The organism is Polyangium fumosum, assembly GCF_005144585.1.
GTDB classification, from domain to species: domain Bacteria; phylum Myxococcota_A; class Polyangia; order Polyangiales; family Polyangiaceae; genus Polyangium; species Polyangium fumosum.
Genome location: NZ_SSMQ01000007.1, coordinates 70711 through 87945 on the forward strand (window position 1 = coordinate 70711; position 17235 = coordinate 87945).

A 17235-nucleotide genomic window follows, 5' to 3' on the forward strand; every position below is an offset into this window, starting at 1 on the left:
GCCACGTTGTCCCGGCGCGCCTCGTCGGGACAGCGCGTCCGGAAAAAGTGGCAATCCGCAGAGCTTCGGCCGGGACGCCTCCCGCGCCCGGGCGCTGCGCGCCTCCGCCATTGATTCGCCGGAGCACCCCTGCTACGCGGGCTTCATGTCGACGCGCCTCGGGCTCTCCTTCGCCGTCCTCTTCGTGGTCCCCCTCGTCCTTCCGGCCTGCGGCGGCGCCGCGCCACACGAGCCGGCCCGCGCCGTCGCACCCGCCCCCGCGTCCGCTGCGCCCGTGGACGCTTCGCAGGGTGTGGCGCGCATCCGCGCCGACGCCGAAAAACTCGCCCCGCTCATCCGTTCCGAGCTCGCCCGCCGATTCCTCTCGGCGGCGCCGTCACTCCCGGCCGTCGCGCCCCGCACGTTGTACCGGGACGCGGACAAGAAACGCGTCCTCGATGCGGAGGGTTGGTCGCGGGTCCCGGACCGCGACGCATTCAAGCCGCTGCCCGTCGACGAGGAATTTTATTACAACACGCAGTATGGCTCGCCGCTCGCGTATACACGCGCCCTCGACGTGCTCGGCGACGCGGGTGCCACGTTGCCGCCCGGCTCCCGATTCTTCGATTTCGGGTATGGCGGCGCCGGGCACCTCCGGATGCTCGCGGGCCTCGGCGTGCATGCGGTCGGCGTGGACGTCGACCCGCTCCTCCCCGTGCTCTACGGCGCGCCCGGCGATCAAGGCGTGATCCCCGGCCTCTCGAACGCGCCGGGCTCGCTGCGCCTCCTCCACGGGAGTTTTCCCGGCGATCCCGCGGTCCGCGCGGCCTCGGCCGGGCCATTCGACGTGATTGTCTCGAAAAACGTCCTCAAGAAGGGATACATCCATCCGGACCGACCCACGGACGAGAGCAAGCTCATCCGGCTCGGCGTGGACGACGCGACGTTCCTCGGCGCGGTCTTCGAGCGGTTGCGCCCCGGGGGGTTTTTCCTCATCTACAACATCTGCCCGGCCCCGACGCCATCGGACAAACCCTTCGTGCCCTGGTCCGACGGCCGCTCCCCATTCCCGCGGGAGGCTTTCACGGCGGCGGGCTTCGAGGTGCGTGTCTTCGATCGGGACGACACCGAGGCGATCCGGACGATCGGACGTGTCCTTGGCTGGGATCAGGGGGAGGACGCGATGGACCTCCAGAACGACCTCTCCGTGCTTTACACCCTCGTGGCGCGGCCACCCCGATAATCTCGTCGACGCGGCTCGCCCGCCGACCGGGCCGCTGACGGCGCATCCTATCGCGGCGCGAGGGCCGCGGCCTCGGCGGCCGCGAGCTCCAGCGCGAGCCCGATCATCGCGTCGAAGCTTGTCTCGCGCTCCGCGGAGGAGAGCGCGGTGCCCGCCGGCAGGTTGTCCGCGACCGAGAGGAGCGCGAGCGCCCGCGCGCCCTCCTCGGCGGCCACGCCATAAAGGCCCGCTACCTCCATTTCGATCGCGAGCATACCCATGCGCACGAGCGTCGCGTGGAGCAGCGCGGCATCCGGCGTATAAAACAGGTCGGAGCTGAACACAGAGCCGGCCCGGACCGCCTGGCCCCGGCGCGCGGCGAACTCCATCGCCTTCCGCGCCAGGTCGAAATCCGCGACGGCCGGGAAGTCGTGATCGAGGAACCGATGGCGATTGACCCGAGAATCCGTGCCCGCGGCGAGGGCGACGATCACGTCCTTCAAATCGACCTCCGGCCGGAGCGCGCCGCAGCTCCCGACGCGGATGAGGACACGAACGCCGTAATGGCGAATGAGCTCGGTCGCATAAATGGAGACCGACGGGATACCCATCCCGTGCCCCATGACCGACACGCGTTGCCCCTGATACTGGCCGGTGAACCCGAGCATGTTGCGCACGGCCGTCACCTCGCGCGGCTGCTCCAGGAAACGCTCGGCGATGTAGCGGGCGCGAAGGGGATCCCCCGGCATCAGGACCACGTCGGCGAAATCGCCGGGCGCTGCGGAAATGTGAATGGTGGCCATGGCTCTGTCACTCCAGGGTCGAGTTCGTGACTTGCGGGTCCCCGTTCGCGAGCACGAAGATGCCGGGATACCCCGGCGTCTCGAAGCCGAGGCTCGGGTTCTTCGAGAGCACCGAGTCCTGGATGACGAGCGTGCCCGTGCGATCGTTGCTGACGAAGAAGATGGCGCCGCCCCCTTCGTTCGCGTGGTTCTCCGTGATCTTCGTCCCGCAGACGGTGAGCGTGAAGGTATTGCCGTCGTTGTAAATGGCGCCGCCGCTGCCGCCGCCCGGGGTTCCGTCCTTCGCCGGGTTCGCGCCGTTGCCAATCGCGCGCTGGTGCGACATCAGGCTGTTCAGGACCGTGTACGAGACGCCGATGCTGCTCAGCGCGCCGCCGTTCGAGCAGACGTTGCCGAGCTTCTCGCTCCCGCCGAACGTGCTGCTCACGACGTACACGGGCAGCCCCTCATATTGGCTGAGCACGCGGATCGCGCCGCCCCCGACGTCCGGCCCGACATCGTCGCAGACGTTGTTGAAGAAGCGGCTGTTCACCACCTTGAAGCGGCCTCCGCGCACGAAGATCGCGCCGCCGCCGTCCGGATCCTCGCCTTTTGCATTGCCGTCGACGAACGTCAGGTTTTGCACCGTGAGCCGCGGGTGGTCCTGGTTCTGGCACATCGGCGTGGTCCAGTGCTGCGCCTCGTCGCAGGTGTTCATGTAAAGGATACGCCGCGCGCCCCCGCCGCTCAGCGTGACCTTCCCGCCGCCGTCGATCACGATCTCGGGACCGGTATCGTTGAAAATCTTCGCCGTGCGATCGAGTGTGATGATCACCGGCTCCGGGCCGCAATCGAACGTGATGATGCCGCCCTTCGCCACGGCATCGACGAATGCGTCCGAGGTGCAGCTCTCTTTCGTGCCATTGCCGACGACCTGGGTCGGATTCGACGTATCCGCCGCCTGGGCCTCGGCCGGCACGGCGCAAGCACCGTCCGGGTTTCCCGCGGAGGGGCCCTCGGCCGGGTTCGTCTTGGGATCGACCGGCGCCTGCGCGGGGTCACCCCCGCAGCCGGACATCCCACCCGTGAAAAGACAAACCAAGAGCGCCCCCGGAAGCATTCGTCGTTGCATCGCTCTCCCTCGCAAGGTCCAGGCTACGCGCATGCGGCGCCGTTCACAAGGGCTTGACGTCGCTACCGCGGGCGCGGATGCTCCGGCCGAGGGGCGTCATGAAGTTTTGCCCGAACGTCGCATGTCCGCATCGACAGCACACCGGCACGCCGGCCGAATATGACGTGGATCGACCGGACTGCGCCGATTGCGGCGCGGAACTCGCGGACGGGCCGGCTTACTACGCCGCTCCCATGGCGGAGTCCGCGGCGCGCCCGCTTCCGCCCGGATTCGTGTCGCGCATCGTGGTGACGGTCGTCGCGCTCGCCGTCGCGATCGCAGGTCCGAGGCTCGTCCCCCTGCCCGGCGTCGATACGAACGTCTTGCCGCCCAGCACGTCGCTGGTCAACGTGAGCATGTTCGCGCTCGGCCTGCGGCCGATCTTCGCCGCGGCGCTGCTCGTCGAGGTCGTCGCCTGGCTCGTCCCGCCCCTGCGCCCGCTCCGGCACGCGGGGCCCGCGGGCCGCGAAAAACTCGGGCGCGCCATGATCTTCGTCGCCATGGGCCTCGCGCTCGCGCAGGCCTACGCCATTTCGACATGGATGTACTTGGCGGAAATCGGCACGTATCATAGCGTCCTCGTGATAGGCAGCCTGCTCGCCGGGATGAGCTTGCTCGTGCTGCTCGCCGCGTGGGTGACGAGGCGAGGCCTCGGCAGCGGGTATGCCTTGCTCTTTTTGGTCCCGGAGCTCGTCGCCGAGGGCGAGCGCCTCTACGAGATCCTCACGGGCATGATCACGGGCGACCCGCCCACGGCCGCCGAGATCGCCCCCATCCTCGGCATTCCGGTGCTGCTCGTCGCCACGACGGTCGCGTGCTCGCGCTGGCCTGCTTGGCGGGACGAACGCGTGCGCACGAGAGCAGCCGGCGCGGAGCCTTATCGGCGAGGCGCCGACGCGGAGGGGGCAATTCCGCCGCCGCTCCGGCTGCCGGCCTCGGGTCTCGCGCCGGTGCTCGTGGTCGCGTCCTTGGACGCGCTGCTGAGGATGTTGCTGAAAATATTGACGGCCGTCGGCCTGTTCCCTTTCGACGCCATTGCGTGGTATCTCCACCGTGACGGCGGTCCGATCGCCGTCCTCCTCGTCCTCACGGCAGCGCTCGTCCTCGTCTTCGGATGGCAATTCCAGACGCCGACCGCGCGCCAGGCCCTCTGGCACCGCGTGCGCCAGTTCTCGCCCGCGAGCCGCCCCCTCGACGAGGGGAACGCCGAGGTCCTCGCGGCGCTCCGCAAGAGCGTCCTTCCGCTCTGCATCTTCGTGATCTTGCCGCTGCTCGTCGACGTGGGCCCGGGGTCGAGCTCCTCTTTCCTGCCGCTCCTGACCGTGCTCGTCCTCGACCTCGTCGCCGAGATCCGCGCGCGCTCGCACATTGAGGGCGAGCTCGTCTCGGTTTGGCCGGAGCAACGCGTCTTCGCCGCGGACATGGTCGCCGCCGTCCTTCGCAGCGAGGGGATCCCGGTCCTGCTGCGCGGCATCCATTACCGGACGATGGCGCGTTTCCTCCACCCCTTCGTCCCCATCGAGGTGATGGTCCCCGAATCCCACGCCGCGGAGGCGACGCGCATCGTGCGTCAAATCCTGAGCGGCGAAGCCCCGCCTCCCGAGGTTCGCTCGGACGAACCCGACAAGACCACGGCGCAAAAAATGAGACAACGCAAAAAGAAGCCGGCCGGGGACGAGGCGACGGCCTGAGGTTCACTTCGGGCAGATGTCGAACTCGGCGATCGTCGTTTCGAGATAAAAATTCGAGCCCGACGTGTGCCGCTCGGCGAAGAAGAGCGCGAAGGGGAACACCTCGCCTTTCGTGATCCCGAGGGTCTCGGCCGCTTCGTCGAGGAGGATCGTCCGGCTCTCGGTCGCGTGCACGCCCCCGAGGTCGATGGCGAGCCGGTCGTTGATGAAGACCCATAGGTCGTCGTCCCCGCGGAACGTGAGCGACTCGCCGCCGACGTACCGGAACGGGATCTGCATCTCCAGCGTGAAATGAAAATTGTGCGGATTTCCCTCGTTGCCGAGGAGCTGTCCGTCGATCGGAAAGAAGTCGGGCGCGTGGAAACGATACACGTCCGGCGTATCCGGGCTTGACGCGAGGTCGAGGATGAACGACGTCGAGGCATTGACCCCAGGGACGTCGCGGTACCATTCGTCGAAGCTCGCCTTGCCGCTCGTCGTGGGGGTCGTGGGGCTGCCGGCGTAGACGGGTTTGCCGTCGCTGCCGAGGTTCGTCTGGACGATCCCGAGATCGAGGCCGATCGAAGCCTCCTCGAAATCAGGGTGCGCGGCGCTGAAATCGCGGATCGTGACGCCGAGGGGGAGCGTGGAGGACGGCTGGGGCGCCGTGCAGCCCTCCCATCGCCCGAAGACGCACGTCTCCACGCCCTTGCCGCAGATGGTCTCGCATTCCCGTGTTTGCCCCTCCACCTGGCAGACGGGGAGCTCGGTGCGCGCACCACAGCCTGAAACGAGGCCGAGGAGGAGGAGCCCACGAACGATCGTCGCCATGACGATCATCGTCTCCCCGGCCTCAGGCGAAATCAATGCATTTTACTGGAGGAAGCCGGCCGCGCAGCCGTTCGCCACGAGCCGCGCCCAGTCACCGGTGCCCTGCATCCCCGGGTGACCGGTGCCGTTCGAATAAACGACCTTGAAGTCGGGACGGTACGCATGCGCGATCTCGCCGTCGGCGTACGTGCCGTCGATGATCCCGGCGCCCTGGAGGATGAGGTAATCGCGGTAGGGCGAGGCGTACGCCGAGACGCCGCTGTGCAGGAACGTCGTGCCATTGCCCGAATAACTCGACGAAGTGTAGAGGTTGTCCCCGGTCGGCGACACGACGGGCGAATACGCCGCGGTCATGATCTTGCCCGCGAGCGAGATGTTGCTCGTGTACGTCGAGAAGGCGCCGAGGACCACGTTGCCGCCCGCGTCCACGAAATCGCCGAGGTTGTTGCCGAAGTTGGTCCCGTTGGCGTACCCCTCGTTGACCCAGGTGTGCACGCAATCGTAGGTGTTCAAGGTCGCGAGCGAGGGCGTGGACGTGCGGGGATCGACATAGGTCACCGTGCCGCCGGTGATCGCCGCGATGGCGGTGCGATACGAAGCGGCGTCGGCGATCGACGGGGCATACGCGATCCGGATGCGCGCGCAGGTGCTCGGGGTGCCCTTGCACCGGAAGTACGGCTCGACCTTGCAGATCGCCGAGCAACCGTCGCCGCCCATGGCGTCCCCGTCGTCGCATTTCTCGCCGGGCAAGAGGATCCCGTCGCCGCAGAGGGGCGTGCACACGCTCGGCATGCCGGTGCAGGTGTAGCCGCTCTCGACCTTGCAGGTCGCCGAGCAACCGTCGCCCGCGACCGTGCCCGCGTCGTCGCACGTCTCGCCCGCGACCACGAGACCGTCGCCGCAGACCGCCGTGCACGTCTTGCCATTGCCGGTAAAACCCGGCGTGCAGGCGCAGGTGAACGAGCCGGGCTGGTTCGTGCACGCCGCGTTCGGATCACAATCGTCCGTGTTGGCGGCACACTCATCCACGTCCGTGCACTGGACGCCATTGCCCGTGTATCCCGTGTTGCACGTGCAAGAGAACGAGCCGGGCTGGTTCGTGCACGCCGCATTCGCGTGGCAGTTGTCCGTATTCAGCGCACACTCGTCCACGTCCGTGCACTGGATGCCGTCGCCGGTGTATCCCATGTTGCACGCGCACGAGAACGAGCCGGGCTGGTTCGTGCACGCCGCATTTGCGTGGCAGTTGTCCGTATTCAGCGCGCACTCGTCCACGTCCATGCACACGACGCCGTCGCCCACGTAACCCATGTTGCAAGCGCAGGTGAACGAGCCGGGCGAATTCATGCAGGACGCGTTCGCGTCGCAGTTATCGGTATTCAGCGCGCATTCGTCCACCTCCGTGCACGCAACGCCGTCGCCCGCATATCCCATGTTGCAGGCGCAGACGAACGAGCCCGGCGTGTTGGTGCAGCTCGCATTCGCGTGGCAGTTGTCCGTATTCAGCGCGCACTCGTCCACGTCCGTGCACGCTGTCGGCTCCCCCGCGCACTCCCAGCCGGACTCGAGCGTGCAGGCCGCCGAGCAGCCGTCCGCACCGGCCGTATTGCCGTCGTCGCAGGCCTCCATGCCGGCGATCAGCCCGTCGCCGCAGCCCGTCGTGCACTTGCTCGGCTCCCCGGCGCAGCTCCATCCTTCTTCGACGGCGCACGCCGCCGAGCAGCCGTCCGCATCGGCCGTATTGCCGTCGTCACACCCCTCGCTGCCTTCGACCGCGCCATCGCCGCAGACGGCGCTGCTGCCGCCCGCGCCGCCTTGGCCCCCCACCCCACCCTGACCGCCTTGGCCGCCCTGGCCGCCGTCACCGCCCTGCCCCGCGTCGCCGCCCTGGCCGCCTTGGCCGCCCTCCCCGCCCTGGCCCGCGCTGCCGCCTTGGCCCGCGCCCCCCGTCGTGGGCATCGATGGGTCGCTGCTGCAGCCCGCAGCTGCCACCGATATCGCCCCGAGGAGCAAGATCCCGCTGATCGCCCGAATCCCACCACGCATGCTCCGACCTCCTCACGGGCTGCCTCGTGCAGCGCGCAAACGTCGGGCATCGGAACCTGGACAGCCCCTGCTTGTCCAGAGTTTTTCGTGAAGGATCACGCGAGATTCGGGCTGCAGCGTTGCGTCAAGCTCTTGGCCGTTGCACGAGCCGCGTCGAGAGGAAAATCAAATACAGACCCGCCACGCCCACGAGCACATACACGATGCGCGTGAGCGCCGAGTTCGCGCCGAAAAGGGCCGACACGAGGTTCCACTGGAAGAGGCCCACGAGCGCCCAGTTGAGGGCGCCGACGATCACGAGGATCATCGCCGCCCACGCCAGCCCCGACATCCCGTCCGTGCGTGTATCTACCATGCGAGGCCGGCGTTGCATGGGACGGACCAGCGATCCGCCCAGCCGAGCCGAGCCACGTCAGGCTAGAAAATCGAGCAGCGCCCCGTAGGTCTCGAGCGGCGCCTCCAGCGGGACGAGGTGCCCCACGCCGGGGAGCGTGCGGAGCCGCGCGCCCGGAATCCGCCGCGCGAGGAGCTCGCCATTTTCGTGCGGAATCAGCGGATCTGCGTCGCCGTGCAGGACGAGCGTCGGCGCGCGGACGTCGCCGAGGCGATCCCACACGGAGAACCTGCTGATCGCCTGGATTTGCCGCAGGAGCCCGTCGACCTCGGGCGCGCCTTCGAGCGTGGAGGTGATGGCCATGTCGAGGAGCTCGGGGTACTTCTGGACGAACGCCGGCCCCGTGATGGCGCGATAAAACGCGGCGAGGCGCGTCTCGGCCGCCGCAGGATCCCCGCCGCGGGCGAGCGCCGTGAGTTCGGAGAGGATCGCGCCTTCGGACTTCCGCGCGAGGTCACCGCCCGCCGAGGTCGCGAGGAGCACGAGGCGTGAGAGCCGCTCGGGGTAACGCACGGCGATCTCCTGCGCGATCATGCCGCCCATCGAAATGCCGACGAGCCGCGCCTCGGGGATCCCGAGGTGATCGAGGAGCCCCACGGCGTCGGCGGCCATGTCCGCGATCTCGTAGCTCCCGCCGGAGACACGCGAGGAGCGGCCGACGTCGCGGTTGTCGAACTGGATCGCGCGGAAGCCGCGTCCGGCGAGGGCCCGCGAAATCGGCGTCCAGTTGTCCCCCCGCGAGCCGAGGCCCATCACGAGCAGCACGGCCGGGCCGCTCTCGCCGAAGATGTCGTAATGGATGTCGACGTCGCCGATCCGCGCGATGCCCATGGTGGCCCGAGGACGTAGCTGCTTCCGCCCGTGACGTCGAGGCTTCCCAGCCGGGCCCATCTTCCCGTACCCTGCCGGCACGGCCCGTTCGGGCCCTCGGGAGAGCATCGATGCTCGACATTTCGCAGTTGCTCAAAGCCTCCATCGCCACGCTGATCTTCGTCGCGATCGGGCTCGTCGTCTTCGCCGTGGCGTTCATCATCATCACGAAGGTGACGCCGTTCTCGATCCGCAAGGAGATCGAGGAGGACCAGAACACCGCGCTCGCGATCGTGATCGGCTCGGTGATCCTCGGCCTGTCCTGGATCATCGCCGCGGCGATCCACGGCTAGCGGGAGGACCGAGAGAGAGGTCCCGAGCGCCTCGTGAACGGGCCCTGGATCTGGGGCGCGCGCGTCGACGTGGCCGTCTTCGGAGGGTCCGCGGCGCTCGCGCTCGTGCTCGCCGCGCTCGCGCCCGCGCTGAGCGACGAGGGCGCGCTGCCGCTCTGGGGATGGATCACGTTCGTGCTCGCGGTCGACGTCGCGCACGTCCACACAACGTTCTTCCGGACGTACTTCGATCGTGAGGAGCTCCGGAAGCGCCGCGCGCTCTACATCGCCACGCCGCTCGCGTGCTGGGCCGCGGGCGCATGCCTCCACGCCACGTCCGAGCGGCTCTTCTGGCGCGTGCTCGCGTACGTGGCGGTGCTGCACTTCGTGCGGCAACAAGCGGGCTGGGTGGCGATCTACCGGGCGCGCGCCGGCGAACGCTCGCGGCTCGGTCGTGTGCTCGACGACGCCACGATCTACGCGTCGACCTGCTTCCCGCTGCTCTACTGGCACGCGCACCTGCCCCGCGCGTTCCGGTGGTTCGTCGAGGACGACTTCGTGACCCTGCCGTGGCTCGCGGCGCTCGTCGTGCCCGCGGGGATCGTCTGGGCCGCGCTGCTCGTCGCGTACGCGGCGCGCGCCGCGCTCGTGGCGTGGCGAGGCGGACCGCGGAACCCGGGCAAACACCTCGTCGTGGCGACGACGGCGATCACGTGGTTCTCGGGGATCGTCGCGACGAACTCGGACTTCCAGTTCACCGTGACGAACGTCCTCGTGCACGGGATCCCGTACATGGCGCTGCTCTGGGCGTTCGCGCGGGAGAGGGCGCGGGAAGCGCCCACGGGGCTCGTCGCGCGGATCGTGGCGGGCGGCGTGCTCGCGTTCGCCGCGGCGGCGCTCGCGCTCGCGTTCGCCGAAGAGGCGCTCTGGGATCGGCTGATCTGGCACGACAAACCATCGCTCTTCGGCGGGATGCGCGAGGCGCCGCTGCTCGGCCCTTCGGCGCGGGCGCTCGTCGTGCCGCTGCTCGCGCTGCCGCAGGCCACGCATTACGTGCTCGACGCGGTGCTCTGGCGCCGCAAGGACACGGGCCCGGCGCAGGCGCGGGCGCTCGGGTTCCGGGGCGCGCCGGAGCCTGCCGCTTGACCGGGCCACGCCGCGCGGCGAACGTTCGATCGATGCTTGCTTGGTCCCGCGGAGCGAGGCTCGTGTTTCCCCTCGTCGTCGTCGCCCTCGCGGGCTGCATCCCGAACGCGCCGGTGCTCCGCGTCGAGCCGACCCGCGAGCCCACCGCAGAGGCGCCCAAGGCCCCGGCGCCGCTCGCGAACGGCCGGCTGCCGGACACGGCGCGGCCGCTTCGATACGCGCTCTCGTTGTGGGTGAATCCGAAGGAGCCGCGCTTCACGGGCGAGGTGACGATCGACGTGGAGCTCCCGCGACCGACGTCGCACGTGGTGCTGCACGCGACGGAGATCGACCTGCGGCGAGCGCAAGGGATCGTCCGAGGTGAGCGGCGCCCCGCGCAGATCTCGACGCGGCCGAGCGCGGGGCAGAAGACGCCGGACGAGCTCGTGCTCTCGTTCGATCGGCCGCTGCCTGCGGGGCGCGCGTCGATCGAGATCACCTACGTCGCGCCCTTCGGCGAAGGCACGGCGGGCCTGTTCCGCGTCGAGGACGCAGGGGCGTCGTACGCGTTCTCGCAGTTCGAACCCGTCGACGCGCGGCGGGTCTTCCCGTGCTTCGACGAGCCCGGCTTCAAGGTGCCGTTCGACGTGAAGGTGACGGTGCCGAAGGGCCAGCTCGCGCTGTCGAACGCGCCGGAGACGAGCCGAACGGCCTCGCCGGACGCCGCGCACGAGACGTTCACGTTCGCCACGACGGAGCCGCTGCCGACGTACCTCGTCGCGCTCGCGGTGGGGCCGTTCGAGATCCGCGAGGCGAAGACGACCGTTGGGGGCCCAAAGGATCCGATCGAGCTTCGCCTCGTCACGACGCGCGGCAAGTCGAAGCTCGGCGCGCTCGTGCTCGACACGGCGGCGCGCGAGCTCGCGGTGCTCGCGGGCTTCTTCGGCCGAGCCTATCCGTACAAGAAGCTCGATCTCGTGGCCGTGCCGGACCTCATGGCCGCGGCGATGGAGCACCCGGGGCTCGTGACGTTCCGTGAGGATCTGGCGCTGCTCGATCCGGATGCGGCGTCGGCACAAGGCAAGCAGGAGATGGCGTCGATCGTGGCGCACGAGCTTGCGCACCAGTGGTTCGGCAACCTCGTCGGACCGCCGTGGTGGGACGATCTCTGGCTCAACGAGGGCCTCGCGACGTGGATGACGGCGAAGGTCGTCGACACGATCACGAAGGACACGAGCGCCGCCGCGTTCGGCGTGCGCGACAAGCACCTCGCGATGAAGCTCGACGAGCTACCCTCGTCGCGGGCCGTGCGCGCGCCCGTGGTGAGCCCGGAGGACGCCGAGGAGATCTTCGACGCCATCACCTACGAGAAGGGTGCGAGCCTCGTCCGGATGCTCGAAGGATGGCTCGGGGAAGACGTGATGCGGAAGGGCCTCGCGGCGCACACGTCCGCGCACGCGCACGGCACGGCCTCGACGGACGTCCTGCTCGCGGCGCTCGCCGAGGCGTCGGGCAAGGACGTCGCAGCCGTGGCACGCCCATTCCTCGTTCGCACGGGCGTGCCCTTCGTGCGCGCGGAGCTCACCTGCGAGGCAGACAAGCCGCCCCGCGTGTCGCTCGCGCTCACGTCGCCAGCCTCGCGGGCGGGCGCAGGCGGCGAGCCGGCGCAGGCGTTCGTCGTGCCCGCGTGCGTCGCGTACGAGGGCGGGGCCGCGCCCGTGTGCGGACTGCTCTCCGATCGCCTGGCGCTGGAGCTCCCGCGGCGCGGCTGCCCGGCGTGGATTCATCCGAACGCGGACGAACGCGGCTACTACCGGTTCACATTGCCGCGCGCCTCGTGGGACGCGCTCGCGAAGGTCGCGAAGAAGCTCTCGCCGACGGAGCGCGTGGGCCTCGTGGCGAACGCGCTCGCGCTCGTGCGCAGCGGAGAGCTCGGGGCGGATGCGCTGCTCGAGCTTCTCTCGTCGCTCCGGGGCGAGCGGCACCCCGCGGTGCTCGCCGAGATGACGGAGAGCCTGCGCTGGCTTCGCGTGGTGCTGCCGGACGCGAGGGCCCGCGAGGCGCTCGGCCGCTTCGTCGGCGCGCTGTTCCTGCCGCTCGGCAAAGAGCTCGGGTGGGCGACGCGCAAGCAGGACGACGACGCGACGCGCCTCGCGCGTGTGGCCGTGCTCGAAGCACTCGGCGTGCTCGCGGAGGACCCGTGGACGCTGCGACAAGCGGCCTCGCGCGCGACGGCGTACCTCGACGATCCGCGCGCGATCGACGCGGACACGACGGCGGTCGCGTTGCTCGTCGCCGCGCGGACCGGTGGCGACGAGAGGCTGCAAGCGCTGCGGGACGCGGTGCGGCTGGCGGCGACGCCGGAGGAGCGGGTCATCGCGGCGCGGGCGATCGGGAGGATCGGCGATCCGGCGGAGCTCGGTCGGGGCCTCGACATCGCGCGGGCCGGGGAGCTTCGGGCGCACGAGTTTGCCCGTGCGTTCCACGAATCGACACGCGCGCCGGAGACTTTGTCCACGTCGCTCGGGTGGATCCGCGCGCGGGGCCCCGAGCTCGCCCCGCGGTTCGGCGGAGGGCTCTTGCTCGAACTCTCGAGCGCCGTGGGCGAGGCGTGTGATCCGGTGACGCGGGACGACGCGCTCAAGGTCTTCAAGGCGATCTTCGAGACGGCTTTCGTGAACCCGCGGAAGCTTCAGGCGCTCGAAGAGCAGGCGAATCAGTGTATTGCCGTGCGAGAGCGCGAGACGCCGCGGCTGCGCAAAAAGCTCGGACTCGGGACGCGCTGAGCGCTAGACGCGGCCCGGACGCGAACGAACGCCGACCCAGTACGCCCAGGCGATGAAGACGAGCTGAAACGGGAGCCGCGCCCATAACGCCCATACGGGCACGGGGTCGTCGCCGACCTGGATTTCGTGGATCGCCATGTTGATGTTCGCGGGGAACACCGCGACGTAGAGCGCGATGAGGCCGATGCCCGCCGCGCGCCGAAGCCGCGGGATGAGCAGGCCCACGCCGCCGGCGATCTCGGCCACCCCGCTCACGTACACGAGCGCGAGCGGCGCGGGCAGGACCGCAGGGACGATTCGCACGAACGGCTCGGGGGACACGAAATGCAGGAGGCCCACGCCCATCATGGCCAGGGCGAGCACGACGCGGAGGACGACCTTCACGCGGCTCTCCGGCGGCGCGAGCGGGGGTTCGGCAGGACGATCGGCGGGAGCCATTCGCCCTCTTTTCGAGCGCTTGTCGCGCTCCGTCAAGCCTCCGCGCGAATTTCACCGCCCCCGAGCCGCTCCAGGAAGAGCCGCGCCGCGGGCAACACGACCTCGACCGTCGCGCGCCGAGCGGCCTCCTTCGCCTCGGCCTCGCCGAGCCGTCCGTGCGCGGCGAGGCGCGGATCGCTGGGTGTCCGCTCCCCGGCTGCGCCTTGCCCGAGCGCCGCGAAGACCTCGACGACGGCCGCGCGCACGGCCTCACCACCCACACGAACGGCCCAGGCCACCGTGCGCCACGCGAGCTCGGCGTGACGCGCCTCGTCCTCGACGATGAGCCTGAGGACCGCGTGCACGGCCGGATCCGTGGCGGACGCGAGCTGCTCGGCCGCGACGGCCGCGGTGATTGTCTCTCCAATACAACCCTCCCGTGCGGCGCGGGCGGCGACCGAGGCGAGGTCGGCGCTGATTTCGATACGCCCCTCGAAAGGAAACGGCCCCGGGGCCATGGCCTCGCCCGCATAATTCGAGGCGAGCGCAAAACAGAGCTCCGCGTGGCGCACCTCGTCCTGCGCGGCCTGATGCGCTCGCGTCACGAGGTCCGCCGGGGCGCCCACGGCGAGCAGTTCCAGGGCAAACCGTCCGAAGGAGGCCACGGAGGCGTGCTCGAAGAGCCCGTCCCGCGTCCACGCAGCCGCGAGCAGCGCGCGCTCGTCCGCGGAGAGATCGTCGATGTTCGGAGCCATCGCCTCCGGACAGCGAGCGCCGGAAGCAAAGGCGCCGCGGACGGGCGCGGCCGTGCGGGGGGACTCGTTCACGAGGAAGGGACGACCGCCGAGGCAAAGGGGCTGGAACACCGTATCGTAACAGCATCGGCCATTCTCGAAGGTGCCCTCCGATTTCATGGTGTGCATACCAAAGGATCCATCGAGGATGGCCTTGGCCTCGGGCTGCGAAGGACACATCACGGGGGCGTCGCCACCCACGCCGCCGACGCCTCCTGCACCGCCGATGCCGCCCGCGCCTCCGCTTCCGCCGGTCCCTTGCGACGCCTCGGGCCAATCAAAACATGCCCGCCTCTCGGTCGCATCCCCGCAAGGGCCGCCAGAGGATTCTTGAACGACGCAGCCCGGGAGTACGCCCATCCCCATCGTGGCGGGGAGCGCGGCGGCGACGAGCGCGACCAGCCGGCGCGCGAGGTTCCGGCGGAAGTCATGCGGAGCAGTCATGGATGACCTCGTGGGTAAGAAAGTTCCTGCGTGATGCAGGGCGCGGGCATTGTACGGCGATGCTCTTCGGAAGGCGAGGCAGACATGGGAGAAGACCGAGCGAACGTGCGCGAACGTGCTCACGACGCTTTCCATATCGGAAGTTATGGCAAGAGGCTTGATATACCCATCAATTTCTGGTAGCGATGGATTCGTCGGTCTTCGTCTTCGGGGAGGTCCTGCGAAATGGGTGCTCGGCGTCGGCGCCGGGGTGGGAGCCCCACGCGGCGCCCCACCCCGGCACGGAGGAGACGCGCGGGGTCGTGCCGGAGTTCTTTCCCGAGATCAGCGGGTCGGGCGAATCCCGACGAGCGTTACGTAGCCATCGAAAAAACCCACCACGATCGTTTGATGTCGCACGATCCAAGCATCGATTCCCCGCTTTTGCCCGACGGGCTCTTCGGATAACCTCGGTCGCCGGACGACATGGCAGCGATCCAACTGTACTGCCCCTCCTGCGGCCAGAAGTTAACCATCGAGGCGGAAGCATTACGCGCGCAGACGACGTGCCCGCGTTGCGCAAAGAGCTTCGTGCCGATCGACGCGATTCCGCGCGACCAGACCTTGCCGGCGATCAAGGTCTCCGGCGTGATCGACGCCGAAGCGCCGCCCCCGCCCGTCGAGGCGAAAATGCCTGCGAAGAAGCCCGGTTCGCTCGCCGGGCAAGTGGATACGATCCTGCTGCCGCCGAATGGAGGCCCGCTGCCGATCGTCACCGGCGCGCAGCGGCCTGCCGCGCCGGAGCCGTCCTCGAAGGAGCCCGCGCCGATCGCCGCGACGAACCCTTTGCCGGCCCCCACGTCGCCGCCGGTCCTCGACGGGCCGACGTTGATCCGCGCCGCGCCGCCGGAGCCCGCCGCGAATGCACCGGAAAAGGCCGACGCGCTCGCAGCGACCGTCCCGGTGGACCCTCCGGCCGCCGAGCCTCCGGCCGTCGCGCCCAAACCCCTCGAAATGACCGTACCTGCGGCTCCAGCGGTCGAAACCACGGCGCCCGCCGCGCCCGAGGATCTTCCGCAAGTGGCCTCCGACGGATTGGCCGCGACGGTGACCGCCGAGCCCGAGGCCCCGGCCGCAATCCCGCCGCCGCCCCCGAAACCGGCATCCACAGAAAGCGCGATTCCCGCGGAGCTCGCCGCGCGCGCGTCGACGCTCCTCGGGGCCGTGAAGGTGGGCGGCTCGAAGGCGCTCGGATTCGAGCACGTAGCCCTCGCCGCGGCCCTCGCGGCCGTCCTCTCGATCGTGCTGCTCGTGGTCACGAACGTGGGGGCGTTGCGGGGGATCGGCGTTTTTTTGGGGACGATCACGCTCGCGGCGGCACTGCTCGCGGGCGCGGCTTTCTGGCTCGTCCGATCGCGGAAGGACGCCTCCGCTCCGCCCGCCCTTTCGCCACGAGCGCGCTTTGCCCTGATCGGAGGCGTGGTCGGCTCGCTCGCGCTCGGCTCCGCAATCACGGGCATCGTGGCCGCGGCGACCGGAGGTCCCGGCGAGTTGCTCCGCGCCAAACACCTGCCGCCGCCGAACCTCCCGCCCAAGCCGGAGCTGCCGCCCGAGCAGCGTGCTGATTTCAAGCTGAAGCGTGAGGGCCACGTCTTCGTAAACGGCGGGCTCCTGCACGTCCCGCCGAAATTCCGATCGGACGACGGCGCGTTCGACCTGTACATGCATTTCCACGGCAATACGAACCTCGTCGAGGAGAGCGCCACCTCGGCCGGGCTGAACGCGCTCGTGTACACCGTGAACCTGGGCAATGGTTCGGGGCCGTACGAGGACAAATTCTCGGTCGTGGGCGTGCTCGATCAGACGATCGACAAGATCCAAGATACGGCGAAAAAACAAGGTCTGCGCGACGCCAGGGTGCGGCGCGTGGCTCTCGGCTCGTGGAGCGCGGGGTATGGGGCGCTCGCGAAGCTCCTCGACGTCACGAAGAACGTCGAGCGGATCGATTCGGTGCTGGTGCTCGACGGCATCCACGCCGCATACGTCGACCCGAAAGCAAAGACGGTCGACCCGGTCCGGCTCTCGCCGTTCTTGCGATTCGCGAAGCTCGCGTCCGAGGGAAAGCGGCTCTTCACGATCACGCACTCGAACATCGGCGGCACGGAGTACGCGAGCTCGTCGGAGAGCGCGGACGCGCTCCTGCGCGAGGTGGGCGCCGAGCGAGCCCCGGCACAGGCGACGCCCCCGCGCGTGACCACAAAAACGGCGCTCGCCGCGTTCAACAAAGGGGCGCAGGAGACGAGGCTCGAGCAGACGACGGAAGGACGAAAAGGCGGTTTGCACGTGCGTGGGTATTCGGGACAAACACCCGATCAGCACATGGCGCACCTCGTGCAGATGTCCGTGACGGTGCTGCCGGAGCTCGCCGAGCGCTGGAAGGAATGAGGAGCCGG

General features: G+C 69.4%; 14 protein-coding genes. 6 read left to right on the forward strand and 8 right to left on the reverse strand.

Going from position 1 to position 17235, the window contains the following annotated elements:
- Positions 1-145: 145 nt before the first annotated feature.
- Positions 146-1222, forward strand: a complete 1077-nt coding sequence (locus E8A74_RS08960; RefSeq protein ID WP_136928535.1) for a class I SAM-dependent methyltransferase — start codon at positions 146-148, stop codon at positions 1220-1222.
- 47 nt (positions 1223-1269) lie between these two features.
- On the opposite strand, the gene deoD is transcribed toward E8A74_RS08960, so the two are convergent.
- Together deoD and E8A74_RS08970 are read right to left on the reverse strand one after the other, a co-directional pair.
- A complete protein-coding gene (gene deoD, locus E8A74_RS08965; RefSeq protein ID WP_136928536.1) occupies positions 1270-2004 on the reverse strand; it encodes a purine-nucleoside phosphorylase in 735 nt (244 codons plus the stop codon).
- A gap of 7 nt (positions 2005-2011) precedes the next feature.
- The gene (locus tag E8A74_RS08970) at positions 2012-3115 is read right to left on the reverse strand and encodes a hypothetical protein (RefSeq protein WP_232379452.1); all 1104 of its coding nucleotides are present in this window, start codon (positions 3113-3115) and stop codon (positions 2012-2014) included.
- Between the two features lie 98 nt (positions 3116-3213).
- Between E8A74_RS08970 and E8A74_RS08975 the strand changes: the two genes are divergently transcribed.
- Complete coding sequence (locus E8A74_RS08975; protein WP_170228978.1) at positions 3214-4845, forward strand: putative signal transducing protein; 1632 nt, start codon at positions 3214-3216, stop codon at positions 4843-4845.
- A 3-nt stretch (positions 4846-4848) separates the two neighbouring features.
- On the opposite strand, the gene E8A74_RS08980 is transcribed toward E8A74_RS08975, so the two are convergent.
- From E8A74_RS08980 to E8A74_RS08995, 4 genes are all read right to left on the reverse strand, one after another.
- Positions 4849-5655: a fibro-slime domain-containing protein gene (locus E8A74_RS08980; protein WP_170228979.1), complete on the reverse strand. Its 807-nt coding sequence runs from the start codon at positions 5653-5655 to the stop codon at positions 4849-4851.
- Between the two features lie 42 nt (positions 5656-5697).
- Positions 5698-7701 carry an EGF domain-containing protein gene (locus tag E8A74_RS08985; protein WP_136928539.1) on the reverse strand — a complete coding sequence of 668 codons (2004 nt, stop codon included), beginning with the start codon at positions 7699-7701 and terminating at the stop codon, positions 5698-5700.
- 124 nt (positions 7702-7825) lie between these two features.
- Positions 7826-8032 carry a DUF378 domain-containing protein gene (locus E8A74_RS08990; RefSeq protein WP_136928674.1) on the reverse strand — a complete coding sequence of 69 codons (207 nt, stop codon included), beginning with the start codon at positions 8030-8032 and terminating at the stop codon, positions 7826-7828.
- 81 nt (positions 8033-8113) lie between these two features.
- The gene (locus tag E8A74_RS08995) at positions 8114-8926 is read right to left on the reverse strand and encodes an alpha/beta fold hydrolase (protein WP_170228980.1); all 813 of its coding nucleotides are present in this window, start codon (positions 8924-8926) and stop codon (positions 8114-8116) included.
- Positions 8927-9036: 110 nt separating this feature from the next.
- On the opposite strand from E8A74_RS08995, the gene E8A74_RS09000 reads away from it, so the two are divergent.
- From E8A74_RS09000 to E8A74_RS09010, 3 genes are read left to right on the forward strand one after another with little or no spacing between them, the layout of a single operon-like run.
- A complete protein-coding gene (locus E8A74_RS09000; RefSeq protein WP_136928541.1) occupies positions 9037-9258 on the forward strand; it encodes a DUF350 domain-containing protein in 222 nt (73 codons plus the stop codon).
- A 33-nt stretch (positions 9259-9291) separates the two neighbouring features.
- Entirely contained in the window at positions 9292-10383 is a 1092-nt protein-coding gene (locus E8A74_RS09005) for a hypothetical protein (RefSeq protein ID WP_136928542.1), read from the forward strand.
- Between the two features lie 32 nt (positions 10384-10415).
- On the forward strand, positions 10416-13148 hold the full coding sequence (locus tag E8A74_RS09010) for a M1 family metallopeptidase (RefSeq protein ID WP_136928543.1): 2733 nt from the start codon (positions 10416-10418) through the stop codon (positions 13146-13148).
- 3 nt (positions 13149-13151) lie between these two features.
- Here the strand turns inward: E8A74_RS09010 and E8A74_RS09015 are convergent, their stop codons facing one another.
- The gene (locus E8A74_RS09015) at positions 13152-13586 is read right to left on the reverse strand and encodes a DoxX family protein (protein ID WP_136928544.1); all 435 of its coding nucleotides are present in this window, start codon (positions 13584-13586) and stop codon (positions 13152-13154) included.
- Between the two features lie 32 nt (positions 13587-13618).
- Positions 13619-14803: a ferritin-like domain-containing protein gene (locus tag E8A74_RS09020; RefSeq protein ID WP_136928545.1), complete on the reverse strand. Its 1185-nt coding sequence runs from the start codon at positions 14801-14803 to the stop codon at positions 13619-13621.
- Positions 14804-15268: 465 nt separating this feature from the next.
- Here E8A74_RS09020 and E8A74_RS09025 point away from each other — a divergent pair, with 465 nt between their 5' ends.
- Positions 15269-17227, forward strand: coding sequence for a hypothetical protein (locus tag E8A74_RS09025; RefSeq protein WP_136928546.1), 1959 nt, complete (start codon positions 15269-15271; stop codon positions 17225-17227).
- Positions 17228-17235: the final 8 nt, after the last annotated feature.